22 protein-coding genes are annotated in these 17,999 nt (G+C 34.7%); 11 read left to right on the forward strand and 11 right to left on the reverse strand.

What is annotated here, in order from left to right; translation table 11 throughout:
- Positions 1–199: 199 nt before the first annotated feature.
- From BAQ49_RS11665 to BAQ49_RS11675, 3 genes are read left to right on the forward strand one after another with little or no spacing between them, the layout of a single operon-like run.
- Entirely contained in the window at positions 200–1,162 is a 963-nt protein-coding gene (locus BAQ49_RS11665) for an AAA family ATPase (protein ID WP_071745446.1), read from the forward strand.
- The gene (locus BAQ49_RS11670) at positions 1,162–2,376 is read left to right on the forward strand and encodes a DUF58 domain-containing protein (RefSeq protein WP_071745447.1); all 1,215 of its coding nucleotides are present in this window, start codon (positions 1,162–1,164) and stop codon (positions 2,374–2,376) included. The genes BAQ49_RS11665 and BAQ49_RS11670 overlap by 1 nt, the downstream gene beginning before the upstream one ends.
- Positions 2,373–4,601 (forward strand): transglutaminase TgpA family protein, encoded by a 2,229-nt coding sequence (locus BAQ49_RS11675; RefSeq protein ID WP_071745448.1) that lies wholly within the window; start codon positions 2,373–2,375, stop codon positions 4,599–4,601. The genes BAQ49_RS11670 and BAQ49_RS11675 overlap by 4 nt, the downstream gene beginning before the upstream one ends.
- Positions 4,602–4,683: 82 nt before the next feature.
- Here the strand turns inward: BAQ49_RS11675 and bsaA are convergent, their stop codons facing one another.
- The gene (gene bsaA, locus BAQ49_RS11680; protein WP_000219424.1) at positions 4,684–5,166 is read right to left on the reverse strand and encodes a glutathione peroxidase; all 483 of its coding nucleotides are present in this window, start codon (positions 5,164–5,166) and stop codon (positions 4,684–4,686) included.
- A 225-nt stretch (positions 5,167–5,391) separates the two neighbouring features.
- Here bsaA and BAQ49_RS11685 point away from each other — a divergent pair, with 225 nt between their 5' ends.
- The 5 genes from BAQ49_RS11685 to BAQ49_RS11705 all read left to right on the forward strand — a co-directional run bounded on the left by BAQ49_RS11685 (position 5,392) and on the right by BAQ49_RS11705 (position 7,746).
- Positions 5,392–5,601, forward strand: a complete 210-nt coding sequence (locus BAQ49_RS11685; RefSeq protein WP_071745449.1) for a DUF3925 family protein — start codon at positions 5,392–5,394, stop codon at positions 5,599–5,601.
- A gap of 96 nt (positions 5,602–5,697) precedes the next feature.
- Complete coding sequence (locus tag BAQ49_RS11690) at positions 5,698–6,669, forward strand: MBL fold metallo-hydrolase (protein ID WP_071745450.1); 972 nt, start codon at positions 5,698–5,700, stop codon at positions 6,667–6,669.
- Between the two features lie 85 nt (positions 6,670–6,754).
- Positions 6,755–7,189 (forward strand): hypothetical protein, encoded by a 435-nt coding sequence (locus BAQ49_RS11695; RefSeq protein WP_071745451.1) that lies wholly within the window; start codon positions 6,755–6,757, stop codon positions 7,187–7,189.
- A 56-nt stretch (positions 7,190–7,245) separates the two neighbouring features.
- A complete protein-coding gene (locus tag BAQ49_RS33290) occupies positions 7,246–7,359 on the forward strand; it encodes an ABC transporter (protein ID WP_244159092.1) in 114 nt (37 codons plus the stop codon).
- Between the two features lie 141 nt (positions 7,360–7,500).
- Positions 7,501–7,746 (forward strand): hypothetical protein, encoded by a 246-nt coding sequence (locus tag BAQ49_RS11705; RefSeq protein WP_002118769.1) that lies wholly within the window; start codon positions 7,501–7,503, stop codon positions 7,744–7,746.
- Positions 7,747–7,800: 54 nt separating this feature from the next.
- Here BAQ49_RS11705 and BAQ49_RS11710 read toward each other — a convergent pair whose 3' ends face one another.
- Both BAQ49_RS11710 and BAQ49_RS11715 read right to left on the reverse strand, forming a co-directional pair.
- Positions 7,801–8,481 carry a DUF3600 domain-containing protein gene (locus BAQ49_RS11710; protein ID WP_071745452.1) on the reverse strand — a complete coding sequence of 227 codons (681 nt, stop codon included), beginning with the start codon at positions 8,479–8,481 and terminating at the stop codon, positions 7,801–7,803.
- Positions 8,478–9,056, reverse strand: a complete 579-nt coding sequence (locus BAQ49_RS11715; protein ID WP_071745453.1) for a sigma-70 family RNA polymerase sigma factor — start codon at positions 9,054–9,056, stop codon at positions 8,478–8,480. Before BAQ49_RS11715 ends, BAQ49_RS11710 begins: the two co-directional genes overlap by 4 nt.
- Positions 9,057–9,261: 205 nt before the next feature.
- Here BAQ49_RS11715 and BAQ49_RS11720 point away from each other — a divergent pair, with 205 nt between their 5' ends.
- Both BAQ49_RS11720 and BAQ49_RS11725 read left to right on the forward strand, forming a co-directional pair.
- The gene (locus BAQ49_RS11720) at positions 9,262–10,248 is read left to right on the forward strand and encodes a quinone oxidoreductase family protein (RefSeq protein WP_071745454.1); all 987 of its coding nucleotides are present in this window, start codon (positions 9,262–9,264) and stop codon (positions 10,246–10,248) included.
- Between the two features lie 29 nt (positions 10,249–10,277).
- On the forward strand, positions 10,278–10,916 hold the full coding sequence (locus tag BAQ49_RS11725) for a zinc dependent phospholipase C family protein (protein WP_071745455.1): 639 nt from the start codon (positions 10,278–10,280) through the stop codon (positions 10,914–10,916).
- 44 nt (positions 10,917–10,960) lie between these two features.
- Here the strand turns inward: BAQ49_RS11725 and BAQ49_RS11730 are convergent, their stop codons facing one another.
- The 6 genes from BAQ49_RS11730 to BAQ49_RS11755 all read right to left on the reverse strand — a co-directional run bounded on the left by BAQ49_RS11730 (position 10,961) and on the right by BAQ49_RS11755 (position 16,662).
- Positions 10,961–11,344, reverse strand: a complete 384-nt coding sequence (locus BAQ49_RS11730) for a VOC family protein (protein WP_071745456.1) — start codon at positions 11,342–11,344, stop codon at positions 10,961–10,963.
- A gap of 400 nt (positions 11,345–11,744) precedes the next feature.
- Entirely contained in the window at positions 11,745–12,041 is a 297-nt protein-coding gene (locus BAQ49_RS11735; RefSeq protein ID WP_084667401.1) for a hypothetical protein, read from the reverse strand.
- A 350-nt stretch (positions 12,042–12,391) separates the two neighbouring features.
- On the reverse strand, positions 12,392–13,561 hold the full coding sequence (locus tag BAQ49_RS11740) for a DEAD/DEAH box helicase (protein WP_071745457.1): 1,170 nt from the start codon (positions 13,559–13,561) through the stop codon (positions 12,392–12,394).
- Between the two features lie 19 nt (positions 13,562–13,580).
- Entirely contained in the window at positions 13,581–14,108 is a 528-nt protein-coding gene (locus BAQ49_RS11745; RefSeq protein WP_071745458.1) for a hypothetical protein, read from the reverse strand.
- A 90-nt stretch (positions 14,109–14,198) separates the two neighbouring features.
- Positions 14,199–15,887, reverse strand: coding sequence for a formate--tetrahydrofolate ligase (locus BAQ49_RS11750; RefSeq protein WP_071745519.1), 1,689 nt, complete (start codon positions 15,885–15,887; stop codon positions 14,199–14,201).
- Between the two features lie 94 nt (positions 15,888–15,981).
- A complete protein-coding gene (locus BAQ49_RS11755; RefSeq protein WP_071745459.1) occupies positions 15,982–16,662 on the reverse strand; it encodes a class I SAM-dependent methyltransferase in 681 nt (226 codons plus the stop codon).
- A gap of 350 nt (positions 16,663–17,012) precedes the next feature.
- Here BAQ49_RS11755 and BAQ49_RS11760 point away from each other — a divergent pair, with 350 nt between their 5' ends.
- Positions 17,013–17,351 carry a hypothetical protein gene (locus BAQ49_RS11760; protein ID WP_001253195.1) on the forward strand — a complete coding sequence of 113 codons (339 nt, stop codon included), beginning with the start codon at positions 17,013–17,015 and terminating at the stop codon, positions 17,349–17,351.
- A 30-nt stretch (positions 17,352–17,381) separates the two neighbouring features.
- Here BAQ49_RS11760 and BAQ49_RS11765 read toward each other — a convergent pair whose 3' ends face one another.
- Both BAQ49_RS11765 and BAQ49_RS11770 read right to left on the reverse strand, forming a co-directional pair.
- Positions 17,382–17,594: a hypothetical protein gene (locus tag BAQ49_RS11765; RefSeq protein WP_000711203.1), complete on the reverse strand. Its 213-nt coding sequence runs from the start codon at positions 17,592–17,594 to the stop codon at positions 17,382–17,384.
- Between the two features lie 69 nt (positions 17,595–17,663).
- Positions 17,664–17,984 carry a hypothetical protein gene (locus tag BAQ49_RS11770; protein ID WP_000761190.1) on the reverse strand — a complete coding sequence of 107 codons (321 nt, stop codon included), beginning with the start codon at positions 17,982–17,984 and terminating at the stop codon, positions 17,664–17,666.
- Positions 17,985–17,999 lie beyond the last annotated feature (15 nt).

Below are 17,999 nucleotides of genomic sequence, written 5' to 3' on the forward strand. Positions count from 1 at the left end.
ATATTTTATATAAAACTACAAATCATTATTTACTGTATTGCCCTTAGTTATGGAAACAATTATACTAGTTGTAATCGGAATAAATAATCTGAATATTCTCAGAATTTAAGATGAGAGTTTTACTACCCGCAAATAGAGGGATAAATTCTATTATCCACTAAATAGATTAGAAAACGATAATAAAATTAGGAGGATTACAATGCCCCAGCTTGATTCATTACATCCTATTGTAGAAAAAATAATCAACAATATTGAAAAATTAATGGTCGGGAAACGAAAAGAAACGATCTTAGCCTTAACAGCTCTCTTAGCTGAAGGTCATGTACTATTAGAAGATGTTCCCGGTGTCGGGAAAACAATGTTAGTACGCGCTCTTTCTAAATCAATTGATGCCGATTACAAGCGAATTCAATTCACACCTGATTTACTGCCTTCAGATGTAACAGGTGTTTCTATTTATAATCCAAAAGAACTCCAATTTGAGTTCAAGCCTGGACCAATTATGGGGAATTTTATACTTGCTGATGAAATTAATCGTACATCTCCAAAGACACAATCTGCCTTACTTGAAAGTATGGAAGAAGGTACTATCACAATAGATGGCATTACAAGACCGTTACCAAAACCATTCTTTGTAATGGCTACACAAAATCCGGTCGAATATGAGGGAACATACCCTTTACCAGAAGCTCAGCTCGATCGTTTCTTGTTGAAGCTAAGAATGGGATATCCTACACCAGAAGAAGAATTTGAAATTTTAAACCGGATGGAAAAAACAAATCCACTCTCTCATTTACAAGCTATTACTACAATAAAAGAATTACTTTATTTACAACAAAGCGTACGGGATATAAACATGGACAAAGCAATCAAGCATTACATTGTAAAGCTTGTTAGTCAGACTCGTTCTTATAGTTCTATACAGCTAGGTGCAAGTCCACGCGGCTCAATTGCTTTAATGAAAGCTTCACAAGCTTATGCATTCATCCATAGCAGAAATTATGTTATTCCAGACGATGTTAAATTTTTAGCTCCTTACGTGTTAGCTCACAGACTCATTCTAAAAATGGAAGCAAGATTTGAAGGAATAACAGGAGAACAAGTTATCGCCAAAATCGTTGCACGAACTACCGTTCCGACTCAAAGGAAGATGAACCTTTGATGAAACGACTACTACGGGCGCTATATCACGTTACGAAGTTATTGCTAATACCTTTATGCCTAGTCTTAACATTTGTATACGCTATGCTTCAAGGAGGATTTGTAAGTTGGTTTTTGTTTTACAGTACGATTCCTATTTGCCTTTATTCACTACTACTTCCCTTCTACGCTTTACGAGACGCTGAAGTAAAACGAATAACAAACCAAAACGAATATGCAGCAGGAGAACAATTTTTAAGCACTCTTACAATAAAAAGAAAATTTCCTTTTCCCTTACTTTATTTAGTTATAGAAGATGAACTGCCATCACAATTTACAAATTGTAAACAAACGAAGGCGAATAAGATAATACTCTTTCCAGGATTAAAACGAAATATTTCGTTTCAATATGTTATTGACACAATCCCTAGAGGAGAGCACACTTTTTCAAGCGTACGTGTCAAAACTGGCGATCTATTCGGTGTGATAGAGAAAGAAGTAACTTTTTCAGTTCCAGATACATTTTTAGTCTATCCCCAGTATGTAGATATAACGTATCGACAATTGGAAAATCATTTCGAACAAGGGGCACTTTCAGCAAATATAAATTTAGCAAAAGACTCTACAGTCTCTGTCGGTGTCAGAGAATATAAACCTGGTGACCGCTTTTCATGGATTGATTGGAAAGCAACTGCACGAACAAACAATATTATGACGAAAGAGTTTGAACAACAGCGCAGCCATAATATTATGATATTCATGGACAGAACCCCATCTCCTTTATTCGAATCAGTCGTAACGTTTACTGCCTCTATTGTAAGGGCTGTCTTGAAGCAAAATTCACCAGCGTCATTCGTGTCTGTCGGAAAAGAACGAACTTTTTTCCCTTTAGACAATGGAGATACGCAGTTACAACAAATCTTTTGTCATTTAGCGAAAGTACAAGCAGACAGTGTATTCCCGCTCTCCCAGAGTGTAGAAATGGAATTAAGAAAAATTTATGAGCCCGTAACGATTATACTCGTGACAAGCGTTCTTTCTCCCGATATTCAAAAGGCAGCTGACTATGCAGCTATTAAAAATAGAAAATTAATGGTGTTTGTCGTGAAAGAAAAAGCAAATCAACTTTCACAGCGGGAACTAAGTATACTAGAAACTCTACAAAAACGAAAAATATTTGTAAATGCGGTTTATGAAAACCGGTATACAAACGTATTTTTTGAGGTGAGCAAATGATAACATTACAAATAAAAAAACAGTGGGATATGAATAGATTCTTCATGCATGTATGTGCACTTCTACTTTTACTAGAATGGCTAAGACCTCTTATAGGTATTACAAATGTAGGTAGATTAGATATTTTTGTAATATTTATAGGAATTTGCTTCACTCTCTCTTTTTTTCAAACAAGATGGCAGATTCCTATAAAAATCGTCACGATCTTATTCATCATTCATTTCCTGTATTATAAAAATGCTTTTATAAATCCATCTTGGCTAACGAATTTTTTTTCTGATATTTCTCGAAATTCCTCCCTGTTTTCCCAAGGGAATTTGTTAGATATTTCTCCAGTTTTTCCAACACTTTTATTTTTTTTATCATTTTGGTTTTTGAGTTCTTTCATCTCGTTTTGGATGATTCATAAAAAACGTGGGCTGTTATTTCTTGTATTGACTATTATTTATATCACAACTTTTCATAACTTACATTTATACAATGCAAACTACGCTATTATTCGTACTGTTGTCATTGGCTTTTTTATGCTTAGTCTTCTTCAAATGGAACGAATAAAAGAGATTGAACACTTACAAAATTATGCTAGAGCAATCTCAAAATTACTTAGACCTCTTACAATATTTATTGTATTGTCAGCAACCATCGCATACTTCGCTCCAAAATTTGGCCCTCAATGGCCAAACCCAATGAATTTTTTAAAATTCAACACATCCGAAGCAAGTAAAGAACAAGAAATTTCTAAAATTGGGTATGGTTTAGATGACTCGCAATTAGGTGGTCCTTTTAAGGCGGATAATACAATTGTTTTTACAGCACAAACGCAAAACAAACAATATTGGAGAGTAGAAACAAAAGATTTTTATACAGGAAAAGGCTGGGAGGTTTCTGAAAATCCGAAAAAGGTTTCTTTTAAAAATAAAAACGACGTCGTGAGTTGGTACGAACAAAATACAAAAACGGAGACAACCGAAGCAACAATCACCATGCAAAAAAGTTATCCTCACCTTACCTATCCAGCAGGATTAGTATCGGTTGAGGCTTCTCCCGATGTATCATACAGCGTTGACCCATTTTCAGAAAAAATCTATACGATGCACGGAGATTCTTCTACTACTTTAAATTCGTATAAAGTAACATATGAAATCCCGGAGTTCTCCATAGAAAATTTGAAAGTTGTAAAAACGAATGAAGGTCATGAAACAAGTTCTTATTTCATGACAAAGTACACACAACTTCCTGAATCATTACCGCAGCGAGTAAAAGACTTGGCTGTCAATCTTACAAATGATAAAGACAACCGATATGATAAAGTATTGGCTATTGAAAATTACTTCACAGACCATTCTTTTGTATACGAAACAATGAATGTCTTATTCCCTGCAAAAAACCAAGATTATGTAGATCAATTCCTTTTCGATACAAAAAGCGGCTACTGTAATAATTTTTCGACGTCTATGATCGTGTTACTTCGTTCTGCCGGGATTCCTGCTCGCTGGGTAAAAGGCTTTACAGAAGGAACTCTTGAGAATACAATTGCTGATGCAGAAGGTGAGAATGTTTATAAAATCGAAAACAATAACGCACACTCTTGGGTTGAAGTATATTTTCCAGGATACGGATGGATTCCATTCGAACCAACAAAAGGGTTTACCAATCCCTATAACTTTATAAATAATCCTTCTGCTTCTACTTCACAAAATAACGAAGAAAATAATTCTCAAAACGTACAAATGCAAGAGCGGAACAATGAAGCAAAGCTCAAAAGTTTAATAGAAAATACAGAAGAATCCTCTACTAAAAAGATCACAAATTCTAAAAATGGATTTTCTTGGTGGTACGTATTCCTCTCTACGATACCGCTTAGTATTATAGGATACATTCTCTTCACCACTAGAATGAAGTGGATTACATTTTTTATTATTCTTTTCTATAAATATCGAAAAGATGATGCTGTTTATAGCAAAGCTTACGGTGCACTTTTAAAACAATTTGCGCGAATCGGTATACCACGAGGTGAAAGTCAAACATTCCGAGAATATGCACTCCACATCGATACGCTTTACAACTCGGCTGATATGCAACAACTTACTTTTAGTTATGAGAACGCTATGTATCAAAAGGAACAGGTCGCAGCCGAATGGAAGAAATCCGTACACTTATGGGAAGTGCTTATGAAAAAAGCAACTTCTTTGCCTAAATCAAATGACTTCGATGCAGTAATTTAATCTTGATAATGTGAGTTTAAAGAAAACGCCTCAAAGAACTGCATTGTTCTTTGAGGCGTTTTTAATAAAGTGAAACTCCTAGTTATTCTCCAAGTACCTTCTCAATCTCCACCTCTAAATCCACTGGCTTCGTTTGCGGTGCAAAACGCCCTACTACTTTCCCGTCTTTTCCAATTAGAAACTTAGTAAAGTTCCATTTTACTGCTTTCATACCAAGTAAACCTGGTGCTTGTTCTGTCATGTATGTATATAGAGGGTGAGCTTTATCACCTTTTACATCAATCTTAGCAAACATCGGGAAGTTTACACCGTAGTTTAATTCACAAAAACTAGTAATATCTGCTTCTGTTCCTGGTTCTTGCCCTCCGAATTGGTTGCAAGGGAAACCGAGTATTTCTAATCCTTGATCTTTATATTTATCATATACTTCTTGTAATCCTTTGTATTGCGGTGTAAAACCACATTTGCTAGCTACATTTACAATAAGAAGTGCTTTTCCTTCGTAATCTTTTAACGATTTATCTTCTCCTGTTATTGTTTTAGCTGAAAAATCATAAACTGTCATTGTTCCTACTCCTCTCTTCACTATCATTCTATGTTTATACTATACTACATTCGTGAATATACAGCTCTTATTACGTACTTATACACCGAAATGATAGCGCTTTATTTTCATTCAAAAATTCGACACAATATACTAGACTTTTATGATGGAAAGTTTTACAATTGAATTGTGAACAAAATGTGACAGTTTGTATTTCCATTATAAAAGAAAAGGATGGTGTTCATTATGAAAACTGCACAATATGAAACGATTTCAAATCGCGAGTTTTATTTCGTACTATATATGATGTTATTGTATGTTACTGGTTGGGTAATCGATGTAAATGGTTTATTCTTAAGCTCCTACTTTAATTTAGCAGGAGAAATTATGCTTCCAATAGTTGGAGGTATTGTTGGACTGTTCGTTATGTCTATTAATAAAGAACAAACGAAATAACAACGATAGAAAAAGGCAGAAGACGAGCTTTCGTTTTCTGTCTTTTTCTATTGTTAGCGTATAATAGATACATACCGTATATAAGGAGTGGTAAATATGAAAAAAGTAGAACAATTATCTTCTCACCTATATCTTATTGATGATTACGATTTACAACATAATGAACGAACAGGTACGTACGTTTTATTAGGTGATGAAATTACTTTAATTGAAACTTGTGCAGCCCCTTCTCTTCCTTACATTTTAGATGGCTTACAACAACTACATATTGATTTAAAAGATGTAAAAAATATCATTATTACACATGTTCATTTAGATCACGCAGGGGCAGCTGGTTTAATGATGGAGAAGTGCCCAAATGCTACTTTATATGTACATTCGCGCGGCGCTCGTCATATGATTGATCCAACAAAACTTATTTTAGGTGCAAAAGCTGTGTACAAAGAAGATTTCGATAAACTCTTTGATCCAATTCTGCCAATTGAAGAAGAACGTGTTCATATTGTACAAAATGGTGATACATTACAGATTTCAGAAGACCGCATCCTTACATTTTATGATACACCGGGACATGCGAAGCACCATATTAGCATTCACGATTCATTAACAAACGGCATTTTTACTGGCGATACAATTGGAATTTATTATAGAGAACTTGCAGATCTTAATGTAGAGTTATATCTACCGTCAACGTCTCCTTCACAATTTCAGCCAGATGCGATGATTGCTTCTAAAAATCACATTCAAAGTATGAATGTAGACACTATTTATTTCGGTCATTACGGCGCTTCATCAAATGTTACAGAAGTATATAACCAGCTTGAACATTGGTTACCTATTTTCGTCCATACTGGTAAAGAGGTCTTTGAACAGTATAATGACTTCGATGAAGCGACTAAGGCTTTACAAACTGTATTAATGGATAAAATCTCTTCTCATCTTACAAAGTTAAACGTCCCATCAGATCATTCCGTTTATAACATTTTACATCTGGATATAGAAATTAGCGCGATGGGCATAATTGATTATTTCACGAAGCTAGAAAAAACAAATTCCACTATTAACTAACAGTAAAAGAAGAGATATACAACAGTAGTTATTGTATATCTCTTCTTTTTTTGAATATATTTTGAGTAAAGGATGGTGGAATGCAATGCAAAAAGTGATGCTATACCTCTGCTTTACATTATTTATCGTCTTATTATTATTTGTCGGAGTGAAAATTCAATTTTATTTAGATACAGACGCGCAGGTGAATTTTAACGTTTATCCAAGATTATTTTACTTTACACTCTTCCCTCTTGTAGTTGGCATTTTATTACGATTCCTTCAATCCATTAATCGTGAAACGAGTAAACAAAACTGGAGCTTTCAGCCGGATAAATTTATCGCTATTACATTGCCTACGCTATTCATTTCCTTTTCCCCAGCTCTACTCTTTTCACCAGTTGGTTCATACCTACCTTATTTAGCTAATATTATTCTTGTGAATACGACTTTCGTTACCATTATTAGTTTAATAGCTGGTTACTCACTTTTAGATTGTTTGATACAAAAAGACAAGGAGAATAGTAAGGAATATAACTAAGCAATTTCCACTTTCACTTTATTAAGCAAATCAAGATAATTCTGCCCCTGACTTGTATGCAAAAGAACCTAATGTTCAATTTTTCAAATGTCGTTGGTTATGGTGGTTTATTTATAAGTGCAATACTCCTTGTAAGAGTAGCTATTCATGCGGTAAGGAACTTTAAGTAATAATAAAACGAGTATGAAATCACGTAGATTTTATACTCGTTTTTTATTGTTTATATATTCAATATGTACTAGGAAATTTATGTTAAACTATAGAAAATCGTGCACTAAGTCAAAATACATTTCAATCAAGGGAGAATTATTATGTATAGATTTTTTGGATTTTCGTGTCTAATGTTTCTCGCAAGTATATGTTCTTTCTTTATTTTAAGAGGACCTAATGCAAATTTAACTTTGATTATTGCGATTCTAGGCATACTTTCATTACTCGGTATTATTTTTGCGATAGCATCAAAAAATTGGTTATTCGGAATAGTTGGTACTGCATTAAATGGCGTAATATTAGTATTTGTATATTTCCTATTGCTAGCAAAAGGAATAGGTGGTTAATATATTTACTTTTCAATAAGAAAAGCTCACAGCTTAAGCTATGAGCTTTTTTACTTATCTCACCTTTTCATCTACATACTCCATAAACTGTTCTGCTTTAATAAATCTTTCTTTATACGCTTCAGGTACTTCTTCTACTGTTATCCCACCACTCGATTTCGCTTTTACTAATACAGTTTGATATGACATTAACGCTTCCATATATTGTTCATACTCTTCTGAAGTTAATACTTCTTTACTAGATTTATGGCCATTTAATTTATCAAAATACGGCTGAAGTTCCATTTCTACCTTTTTCATTTCTTCTTTTTTAGCTGGTGATAATTGATCATAATCAATATTACCGTTCGAATCCCCGTACTCAAGCTTTGCATTTGTTAATTTCTTTAGTTCTTTTGTAAACTCTTCATATTCCTTCGCACCCATTTCATCTTTCGCTTGTGATAACTTTGCATTAAAACGCATGTATCCTTCTAATGTTATAGCTCCGGCATGCTTCTTTAAATTTTCAAAAGACCCGTATATACCATCTGCCATAATAGATTGATAAGCAAAACCCGTTGTCGGAATTAAAAATGCTGCTGCAAGCACTCCTGCGATAAGGCGCTTCTTCCTTTTACTTCCACTGCGCTTCTTTTTTATTTGAATGATTACTTTTTCTTTTAACTCCGGCGGTGCTACAATCCCCTTCGCTTCTTCTTGTATAGATTCTCTAACTCTACAATCTAAGCTCATTTCACATTCCCTACCTCTCCTAAAAAGATTTCTTCTACTTGTTCTTTTTGGCGTAGTTTCTTTAATGCCGCATGAATTCTAGACTTCACTGTACCGATTGGAATATGTAATATTTGTGCTACTTCTTCTTGAGAGTAATCGTGTAAGTATCTTAAGATAATAACTTGTTTCAATTTATACGGTAACTTATGAATGAGTTCGATTAATTTTTGATTTGATATTTTACTTACAACATCGCTAGAAAAATCAATTTGCACTGGCTTTCTTTGCTCTTCTGCTTTTTTTACAATTCGCAGTCGCATCCACCTCTTTCTTCTATAAGAATGAATTTGTTTAATCGCAAGTCCAATGAGCCAAGGTCTAAATGGCTTCTTGCTATCATATTTACGAAGCGATTCATATAGCTGTATGTATATTTCTTGAACGACATCATCTACATCTGCTTTGTCTTCTATTAAAAAATGTGCTATCTTATATATTTCTTGAATCGTTTTATCATACAATTCGCTATACGCTTCTTTATTGCCTGATAAAGTTAATTGGATTAAATCTGTATACACTGTTTCATCCTTCATGTACCATCCCTCCTTTGTCTTACACTATATATTGGCAAGAAAACGATATTTCGTTCGATTTTTCAAAAAGTTTTTTATATACATTAATATAATGATTTAATGACTTCATAAGCTTCACTTATAACCTTGCATAACAATTATATAATTTTCCAATTCCTAATGAAGATTTAAAATAATATATATAGTCAAATTTAGGAGGATGTATATGAAAGCTATCGTTGTAACTTCATTCGGTGGTCCTGAAGTGTTGAAATATACAGACATGGATATTCCTACACTTTCAGATAACCAAGTTTTAATTCACGTTGTTGCTACTAGTGTTAATTTCGCCGATATTAAATCACGTTATGGCAAAAAAGGAAACAAAGCCTTACCTTTTATCCCAGGGATAGATGCAGCTGGTATTGTAGAACGCGTAGGTTCTCATGTGAAAAACATTTATCCTGGCCAACGAGTCATTGCTTTTCCTCAAAATGGTTCTTACTCTGAATATGTTGTTGCAAATGAAAATCTTACTTTCGTATTACCGGATGAAGTTGATTTCCAAACTGCAGCCGCTTGCCCTATCGTATCTTTTACAAGCTACAATTTACTTGTAAATGTTGCAAGACTTCAACAAGGTGAATCTGTTCTAGTTCATGCAGCTGCTGGAGGAATTGGTACTACCGCGATTCAACTCGCAAAATTATTAGGGGCTAAAAAAGTAATCGGGACTGTCGGAAGTGAAGCAAAAAGAAAAATTGCTTTAGATGCTGGTGCTGATTATGTTATTTGTCATCAAGATGAAGATTTTGTAGAGAAAGTTAATAAGCTTACAAACGGAGAAGGAGTTAATGTAATTTTAGACTCTATTTCTGGTACTATGTCCGAAAGTAGTTTAAAATGCCTTGCTTATTACGGTCGTCTCGTCCATTTCGGCAATGCTAGCGGAGAAGTTGGTCATTTTCAAACGAAAGATTTACACGCAAGTTGCCGTTCTATACTCGGTTTTAGCTTTGGCACTACACGAAAAAAACGTCCTGAATCACTCCAAGAAACTGCGAAGCAAGTTTTCCGTTATTTACGCGATGGAAGTTTACAAATTAATACTACGAAATCTTTTCCTCTTCAAGACGCAGGGAAAGCACATGAATGGGTCGAAAGTAGACAAAGTACAGGGAAAGTAATACTAAACGTTCAGACAGCTCCCTAAAATGAATACATGAAATAGAGGTGTTATTCATGGGATCACGAATTATGCATATCATTATCGCGAGCGGGATTGCCGAAAAACTATCTATTCCAGACAAAACTTCTTTCTTACTTGGTGGTGTAGCTCCTGATGCTGTTCATTCAAAAGAAAAAAAAGGAACTTCACATTTTTACGCTGGTACCACGAAGAACTATACGAGAAGAATAGATTTTGATTCATTTATTCATAAATACGAAGATCATATGGATTCCCCTTATATTTTAGGTTATTATACCCACCTCATTGCCGATGATAATTGGCTAAGCGGCTTTTTTCTACCATGGCTTAAAAACAGAATGGAAAACGACGAAACTATTGCACCTATGTACTATAACGATTTTAAATTATTGAACGCAAAGTTGTTGCGTCATTACGATAAAGAACAACAACTCTTCTCCCTTCTTAATCAAGAGACTAACATTGTGAATATCGATGAGGTTTCTAGAGAGAATGTTTTAGCTTTTCGGCAATATATTTTTGAAGATATGCTATATCCTGAGCAACATTTGCATGAAGAGTTACAAGTGTTTTCATTTGATCAAATCGTTGGTTATATTGAGACTGCAATTGAAAAAGGAACATTTTTTATAGAACAACTCGCTAATAAAAAATTCACTTCAAATATTTAATCCCCCTCATTATTTACGAGGGGGATTTTCACATAACAATATAATTATTTTTTCTTTTCCATTACTGCAAAATAATTCCCTTCACTATCAGCAAAGTTAAATACTTTACCAGAAGGCATAGTTACCATTTCGCCAACTGTAACATTTTTATTTGTTAAATCTTTATATAGTTGGTCAAGATTTTCCGAGAAGAACATTAAAGACGGTGTACCAAGATTCAATTCTGGACTCATTTTAGAAATAACTTCTTTATTATGTAGTATAATACCTGTTTCCGCATCGTTTGTTGGAGCAATTTCAATCCATCTCATCCCTTGCTTGTTATCTTCCTCTGCAACTACATGAAATCCTACTTTTTCAGTCCAAAAATTTACTGCCTCATCTTGATTATTTACGTATAACATAATTTGTCCAACTTTATGAATCATTTGTTTTCCCCCTAATGGTTTTTATATTCTATGTAGCTTTCTACAGGTACTATTATTATTCCTTTTTCATTCAGTTGAATGCTTATAAATCGCTAGTCATTAAAAAGTTATCTTTTTGCTATAGGGAACTTAAGAACCTTTGCTTAGTAGCAATAATGTGGCTGTAGCCCACCGCTATCAAGCTACGGTTATGAAGTCCCCCCTAAACAAAATTTTTATCTCTTTACAATTATTTATGATCATTCAGCTCATTTTTGTCGTTTTGTGGAACAACCAATTTTTAAAAATAGATTTTCATTTATATTACCGTCCTTTGGTTCAGCTTCACGAATCATATAACTATCTACCTTTTGCATTTAATATATTATGGTAAAGATAAAGATCAATTATGGCTATAACTCTATATAGGCTTTTCCCCACCTGGAATCTTAAATTTATTTACATCATATTCTTTAATTATATATACCTTTATCGCTTCAAAATCTTTACCAAAAGCAAGAATTGGATTTTTTAAGAAATATATTATCTCTTCCTCCTCATAAATTCGGGCTTTAATTACTTCTTTGTCAGAGTGAAACGATAAATTGACTCCTTTGTAAAAATATTCGTAGTATCCCTCTTCATCCTGCTCACTCTTATCTTCAAAAGGAACAGATTCAATATGATATATAGTCCCATTTACATTTATTGATTTCATACAACATTACTCCCTTTTCAAGAATATCCATCAGAATGTAAAGTGATAATAAAGTTGTTTAAATGTTGTTCAACTAAAACACCCGTTAGTTCAATAAGGGGTCCCTTCACATACCCATCAAGCTAAGAAAAGCAAATACCCTAAAACATAGATCCTATATCAATAAGTTAATCCATAAAATGGAATACACCATTAATTATACTAATAAATCCTTGAATTGACTTAAAAAAATTCAAGTTAGTAAATAATCTTTTTATATATTTTTAAGAGGAAATATTTAGTTACCTAAAATGAGCATATTAACTCAAACAAAAAAGCGTAACTACAAATAGTTACGCCTTCTTCATTATTTATCTAGGTTTTTTCTTACCAGTAAAAGCTGGTTTCTTTTTCTTTGGTTCTTGTGGTTTCGATTCTACAAATGTTCCTTTGAACATTTCTTGTTTCGTAAACACGATACCTAATTTTTTCGCAAATTGCAGTAATTTACGTTCTTCTTGTTGTGTTACAAGAGAAACTACTGTTCCTTCTTTACCCATACGTCCAGTACGTCCTGAACGGTGAATATATTGGTCTACAGTGTCAGGTAACTCTAAGTGAATTACATGTGTTAAATCATCAATATCTATTCCACGTGCTGCAATATCAGTAGCAAGTAGAATTTCTAATTTCCCACCGCGGAATGCACGCATCGTTGCTTCACGCTCTTGCTTACTTGCCTCTGCATGAAGAGCTGCTGCTTTCATTTTACGGAATTTCAATTTCTGAGTAATTTCATCTAAACGGAATGGGTCATTTAAGAAAGCAACTGCTTTTACATCGCCCATATGCATAATTCTTCTTACGTAATCATTTTTTTCGCGTCGCTCACAAATGATATACGTATGCTCAACTAAGCTTTTTGACTCTGCACGTGTTACACGTACTAATTGTGGTTCAACTGCTAAATCACGTGCTGCATCTTCTGCCGCTTTTGTCATTGTCGCTGAGAAGAATACTAATTGACGATCGCGCATCGTTGATTTAATTACATCCTGTGCAGCACCCATCATTTTTTGCTTTACAATTTGATCAAACTCATCAAATACAATTGTTTTCACTTCATGCATTTTTAGCTTTTTCATACGAATTAGTTCTAAAATACGGCCTGGTGAACCGACAATTACTCTCGGGTGTTTCTTTAATTTTTCAACTTGGCGCTTAATATCTGCACCACCAATTAAAGATGCACCTGAAATATCAGTTCCTGCTGTAAATTTTTGAACCTCTTCATGAATTTGCATTACAAGTTCACGAGTTGGCGCTAAAATTACAACTTGAGGTTGTTTAATTTCAGGATTAATTTTATGTAAAAGTGGTAATAAGTACGCTAATGTTTTTCCTGTTCCAGTTGGAGATTCAGCAATAACGTCTTGTCCTTCTAAAATAGTTGGAATCGCTTGTTTTTGAATTTCAGTTAATTCTTTAAAACCAGCCTTCTCCCAAGCTTGTTGTAAAAATGGTTGCATATCTTTTATCATTTGTTTTTCTCCTTTATCTCTATTTTTGAAGAAAATGTTGTATTGTTCGCACCGTTTCTATCATGTGTGAAATAACAGCTATTAAATCATCAACATGGTCTTCTGTAATTGCTTTTTGAAATAGAACCTCTACCTTATTATGATATGAAATCGCTTGCTTATTATATTCGTATGAAATTTTCTGCGTAATCATTCGCTCTTTTCCCCATATAGAATACAATAAAGTTTCAATTTCTTCGCATCCTACCTCTGGTTGTTCCATTTCGAACGAGAATTCCAGCTTCATTTCACAACCTGGTATAAACTGAGGTACTTCTAATATTTCACCTGATAAATTCTTTGCATCAACAGATAGTGAAAATGTCGCCTCTACCATTGTTTTAAATGGTTCTGTTAGTTGAAATGAAATACTATACATACGACTTAATGAAGCAAGGTCCATCACATCTTTTCGATCTGTTACGAGAATATCACCGTGTAAATCGAAATCATAGACAGCTCCTTCCACAATTACCTTTAAATTTTCAAAAGCAGTTGGATCAAACATAATTTCCTCCAAAAAACAGGCGCCTTTCGATGGAAAGGCGCCACTTGATGTATATATAGTTTACAGATAAACGAGATGAATTACAACCTTTTAGAATAAACCTACTGCTTTTCCATCTTCATTTACATCCATTTGCAGCGCAGCTGGCTGTTTCGGAAGACCTGGCATTGTTAACATTGTTCCTGTTAACGCAACAATAAACCCTGCACCGATAGATGGTTTTAATTCGCGAATTGTAACGATAAAGTCAGATGGGCGACCTAATTTCGTTGCATCATCAGAAAGAGAGTATTGTGTTTTCGCCATACAAACTGGTAGGTTACTCCAACCTTCTCCTTCATATTGAGCTAATTGCTTACGTGCTTTCGGAGCAAATTCGATATCTTTTGCACCATAAACTTTTTGAGCAATTGTACGAATTTTTTCTTCCAATGGTAATTCTAATTCGTAAAGTGGCGCGTAGTTGTTCTCACCTTTTTCGATTTCTTTTAGTACTTTTTCAGCAAGGTCAACTCCGCCTTGGCCACCCTTCTCCCAAACTTCTGTTAAGGATACTGCATAGCCACGCTCATTGCACCATTCTTGTAAGTATATAACTTCTGCATCTGTATCAGTAATAAATTTGTTAATAGCAATTACGAAAGGAACACCGAAGCTTTGAATTGTTTCAACATGCTTCTGTAAGTTTTCCATACCTTTTGCTAATGCATCTACATTTTCTTCTTTTAATTGATCTTTCGCTACGCCACCATGCATTTTAAGCGCACGAATAGTCGCAACAATAACAACTGCTTCTGGTTTAATACCAGCTGCACGAGCTTTAATATCTAAAAACTTCTCTGCGCCTAAATCTGCACCGAATCCAGCTTCTGTAATAACATAATCACCTAATTTTGCTGCCATTGTCGTAGCGATAACACTGTTACAACCGTGAGCGATGTTCGCAAATGGTCCGCCATGAATGATAGCTGGTGTATTTTCTAAAGTTTGTACTAAGTTCGGTTTTAATGCGTCTTTTAATAGTAATGTTAACGCGCCTTCTACACCTAAATCTTTAACCGTTACAGGTTGATTTGCAAAGTTGTAAGCAACTACAATGCGAGATAAACGTGCTTTTAAATCTTGAATATCTGTTGCAAGGCAGAATACGGCCATAATTTCAGATGCTACAGTAATATCAAAACCGTCTTCACGTGGTACACCTTGAACTGGTCCACCAAGACCAATTACTACGTTACGAAGGGCACGATCATTTAAGTCAACACAGCGTTTCCAAACGATTTTACGCGTATCAATTCCAAGTGTGTTTCCTTGTTGGATATGATTATCAATAAACGCCGCTAACGCGTTATTGGCAGTTGTGATCGCATGGATATCTCCAGTAAAGTGAAGGTTAATGTCTTCCATTGGTACAACCTGTGAAAAACCACCACCTGCGGCTCCGCCTTTTAGTCCCATCGTTGGTCCAAGAGATGGTTCACGAAGTGCAATTACTGTTTTCTTACCAATTTTATTAAAAGCTTGACCTAAACCAACTGTTACTGTTGATTTACCTTCTCCAGCTGGAGTTGGGTTAATCGCTGTTACTAAAACAACTTTACCGTCTTTTTCATCCTGTAAGCGCTTAAAAATTTCAAGAGATAACTTACCTTTATAATGCCCGTATGGCTCTAATTCATCTTCTAAAATATTTAAATCAGCTGCAATTTCTTGAATCTTCTTCATACTCGCTTCTTGTGCGATTTCAATATCGGATTTAACTGTTGTAGTAGTTGTCATATACCCTAGTCCCCCTTTAATTGGTTCTGATGATATTGTATCAGTTTTTTGTATTTTCTGCACTTATTTACCTCCTAAAAATTCTTTCTTTTCTTTATACGTTTTTTAACATAAATACCCATAAGAATGTTAATGATTGTTGTAACTCTGTAGGTAGTTGACCTAACATCTTCTCATTTACTCCGCGCTTATACACACCGATGCCATCTACAACTTCAAAACCTTGTTCTTTCGCTAACTGTTCAAATTCCCAAGGCATCATCGTATTACAAACAACGTCTTTGCCGTATAAACGGGGATAACTGTTTTCACGAGGCTTTGCTGTCGGTCCTAAAATCGCAATACATGCATGACCATCTTTCTTTAAAACACGCTTTATTTCATTTAATGCTTGTAATGGCTCCTCAGTCCATTCTAAAGAATTAATTGCCATTATTGCTTCAAATTGCTCATTTTCAAATGGTAATGCAGAAAGATCACCTTTTATAAAAGATAAATTTGAGCCCTCTCCGCGTTCCTTACCCTTTTGAATCATCACTTCCGATAAGTCCACCCCAACTGCTTTGTACCCAGTAAGACTTAATTTATATGTACCATATCCATCACCACAGCCAACATCTAACACTAGTGCTTCCTTTTCCACGTACTGCTCAAAAAATGGAATGATTGTGCTCCTGCTCCCGCTATCCCACATTTCTTGACTATTTTGATTCCAAAACTCTGCATTGTTATCCCATTTTTTCTCCGCCGATTCATGCCAATTAAACTTCGCCATACATTCCCCTACCTTCAGTTATTATCATTCATTTCATTCTACATCATTTTCCAAAATTCCTGTTTTATCTTCATAAGGAGATAAAGTGAAACTTTAATCAGTGGGGGATTTTGTTCGTCCCCACTGATTATTAGCCCTCACCAATCGGGCTTTTACGGGTAACCCGGCTCTCTTTGCTCCACCCGAATTTTGAGGTGAGAGCCTTACTGCACGGCAAATAGCGAGATGTACAGGATAACAATGGAATCTATTTTCTCCAATTTTTGCTTTACTTGGGTTTAACTCATACTCATGTTCTTTTCCTTATGAAAGATACTATAGATACACCCAATTGAAAGAGAGGGATGTACATGCGAAGAAAGAGAAATCATCATTTTAAAAGTGGTGAAAAAAACGAAGAGTATGCAGCTGAAATATCACCAGCTGGTATTCCGATTAGACATGAGCGCAAAGAAATTGCAAATGAAATAGAAGGTACAAATACCGGGGCAATGATAGGCTATGTCGCATTATTTCTTTCATTATTCTCCATTGCTTTTTATCCTGTTACACTCGGCTCCCTTGCGATTTTAGTTGGCTTATTAGCTGTCAACTTCGGAGCGAGAACACTTGGATATACCGCAATTGGTTTTGGCAGTTTTTCTGTTTTATTCACTTTACTATATCCGCTTGCTTTATCAGCGTTTTAAAAAAAACACACCAAGTTATACTTGGTGTGTTCATTCATGATACAACATGATATGACCGCATCCACAACAATGCTTGGCTGTAATTTCTTGAAAGACTGGATAATTTTCTTCGTCCCTTTGTTCAATAAACACCTTTTCAAATCGGTACATGTTTGGTGCATATGCCCAATCTTGTTTCGTACGTGCATATAACGTTGAAGAAAAAAACTCCTCACCACCACAAACAATACATTCCTTCTTCATTAATACCCCTCCTATGCTTGTCTTACTTCATCTATATGAACATAAGCATAAAAAAAAGACCTTCTATTACTAGAAAGTCTTCTCTGAAACAAAAAGAAATGTACCAAACATCCCTACTCCGCTATATTCTTTTGTAACACCAGCTTCTGTTTTATACGTTTGCTTTACAGTCATAAAGAAAACACCATTTCGTGCATCAATACTTTCAAACTGTAATTTCTCTTTTTTTTCATCTACATTTTGCGTGCATTCAAAGCTACTCTCGTCACATTTCAATGCATACTTATCCTCTAAATACAACTTGAAATCTGATTCTTTCGGACAAGTTATAAGTAATATCGCCACGAGAATAATACTTACCATACCCACAATTGTATAATATTTCTTCATTTGTTCTCCTTTCAA

The organism is Bacillus proteolyticus (assembly GCF_001884065.1).
GTDB classification, from domain to species: Bacteria; Bacillota; Bacilli; order Bacillales; family Bacillaceae_G; genus Bacillus_A; species Bacillus_A proteolyticus.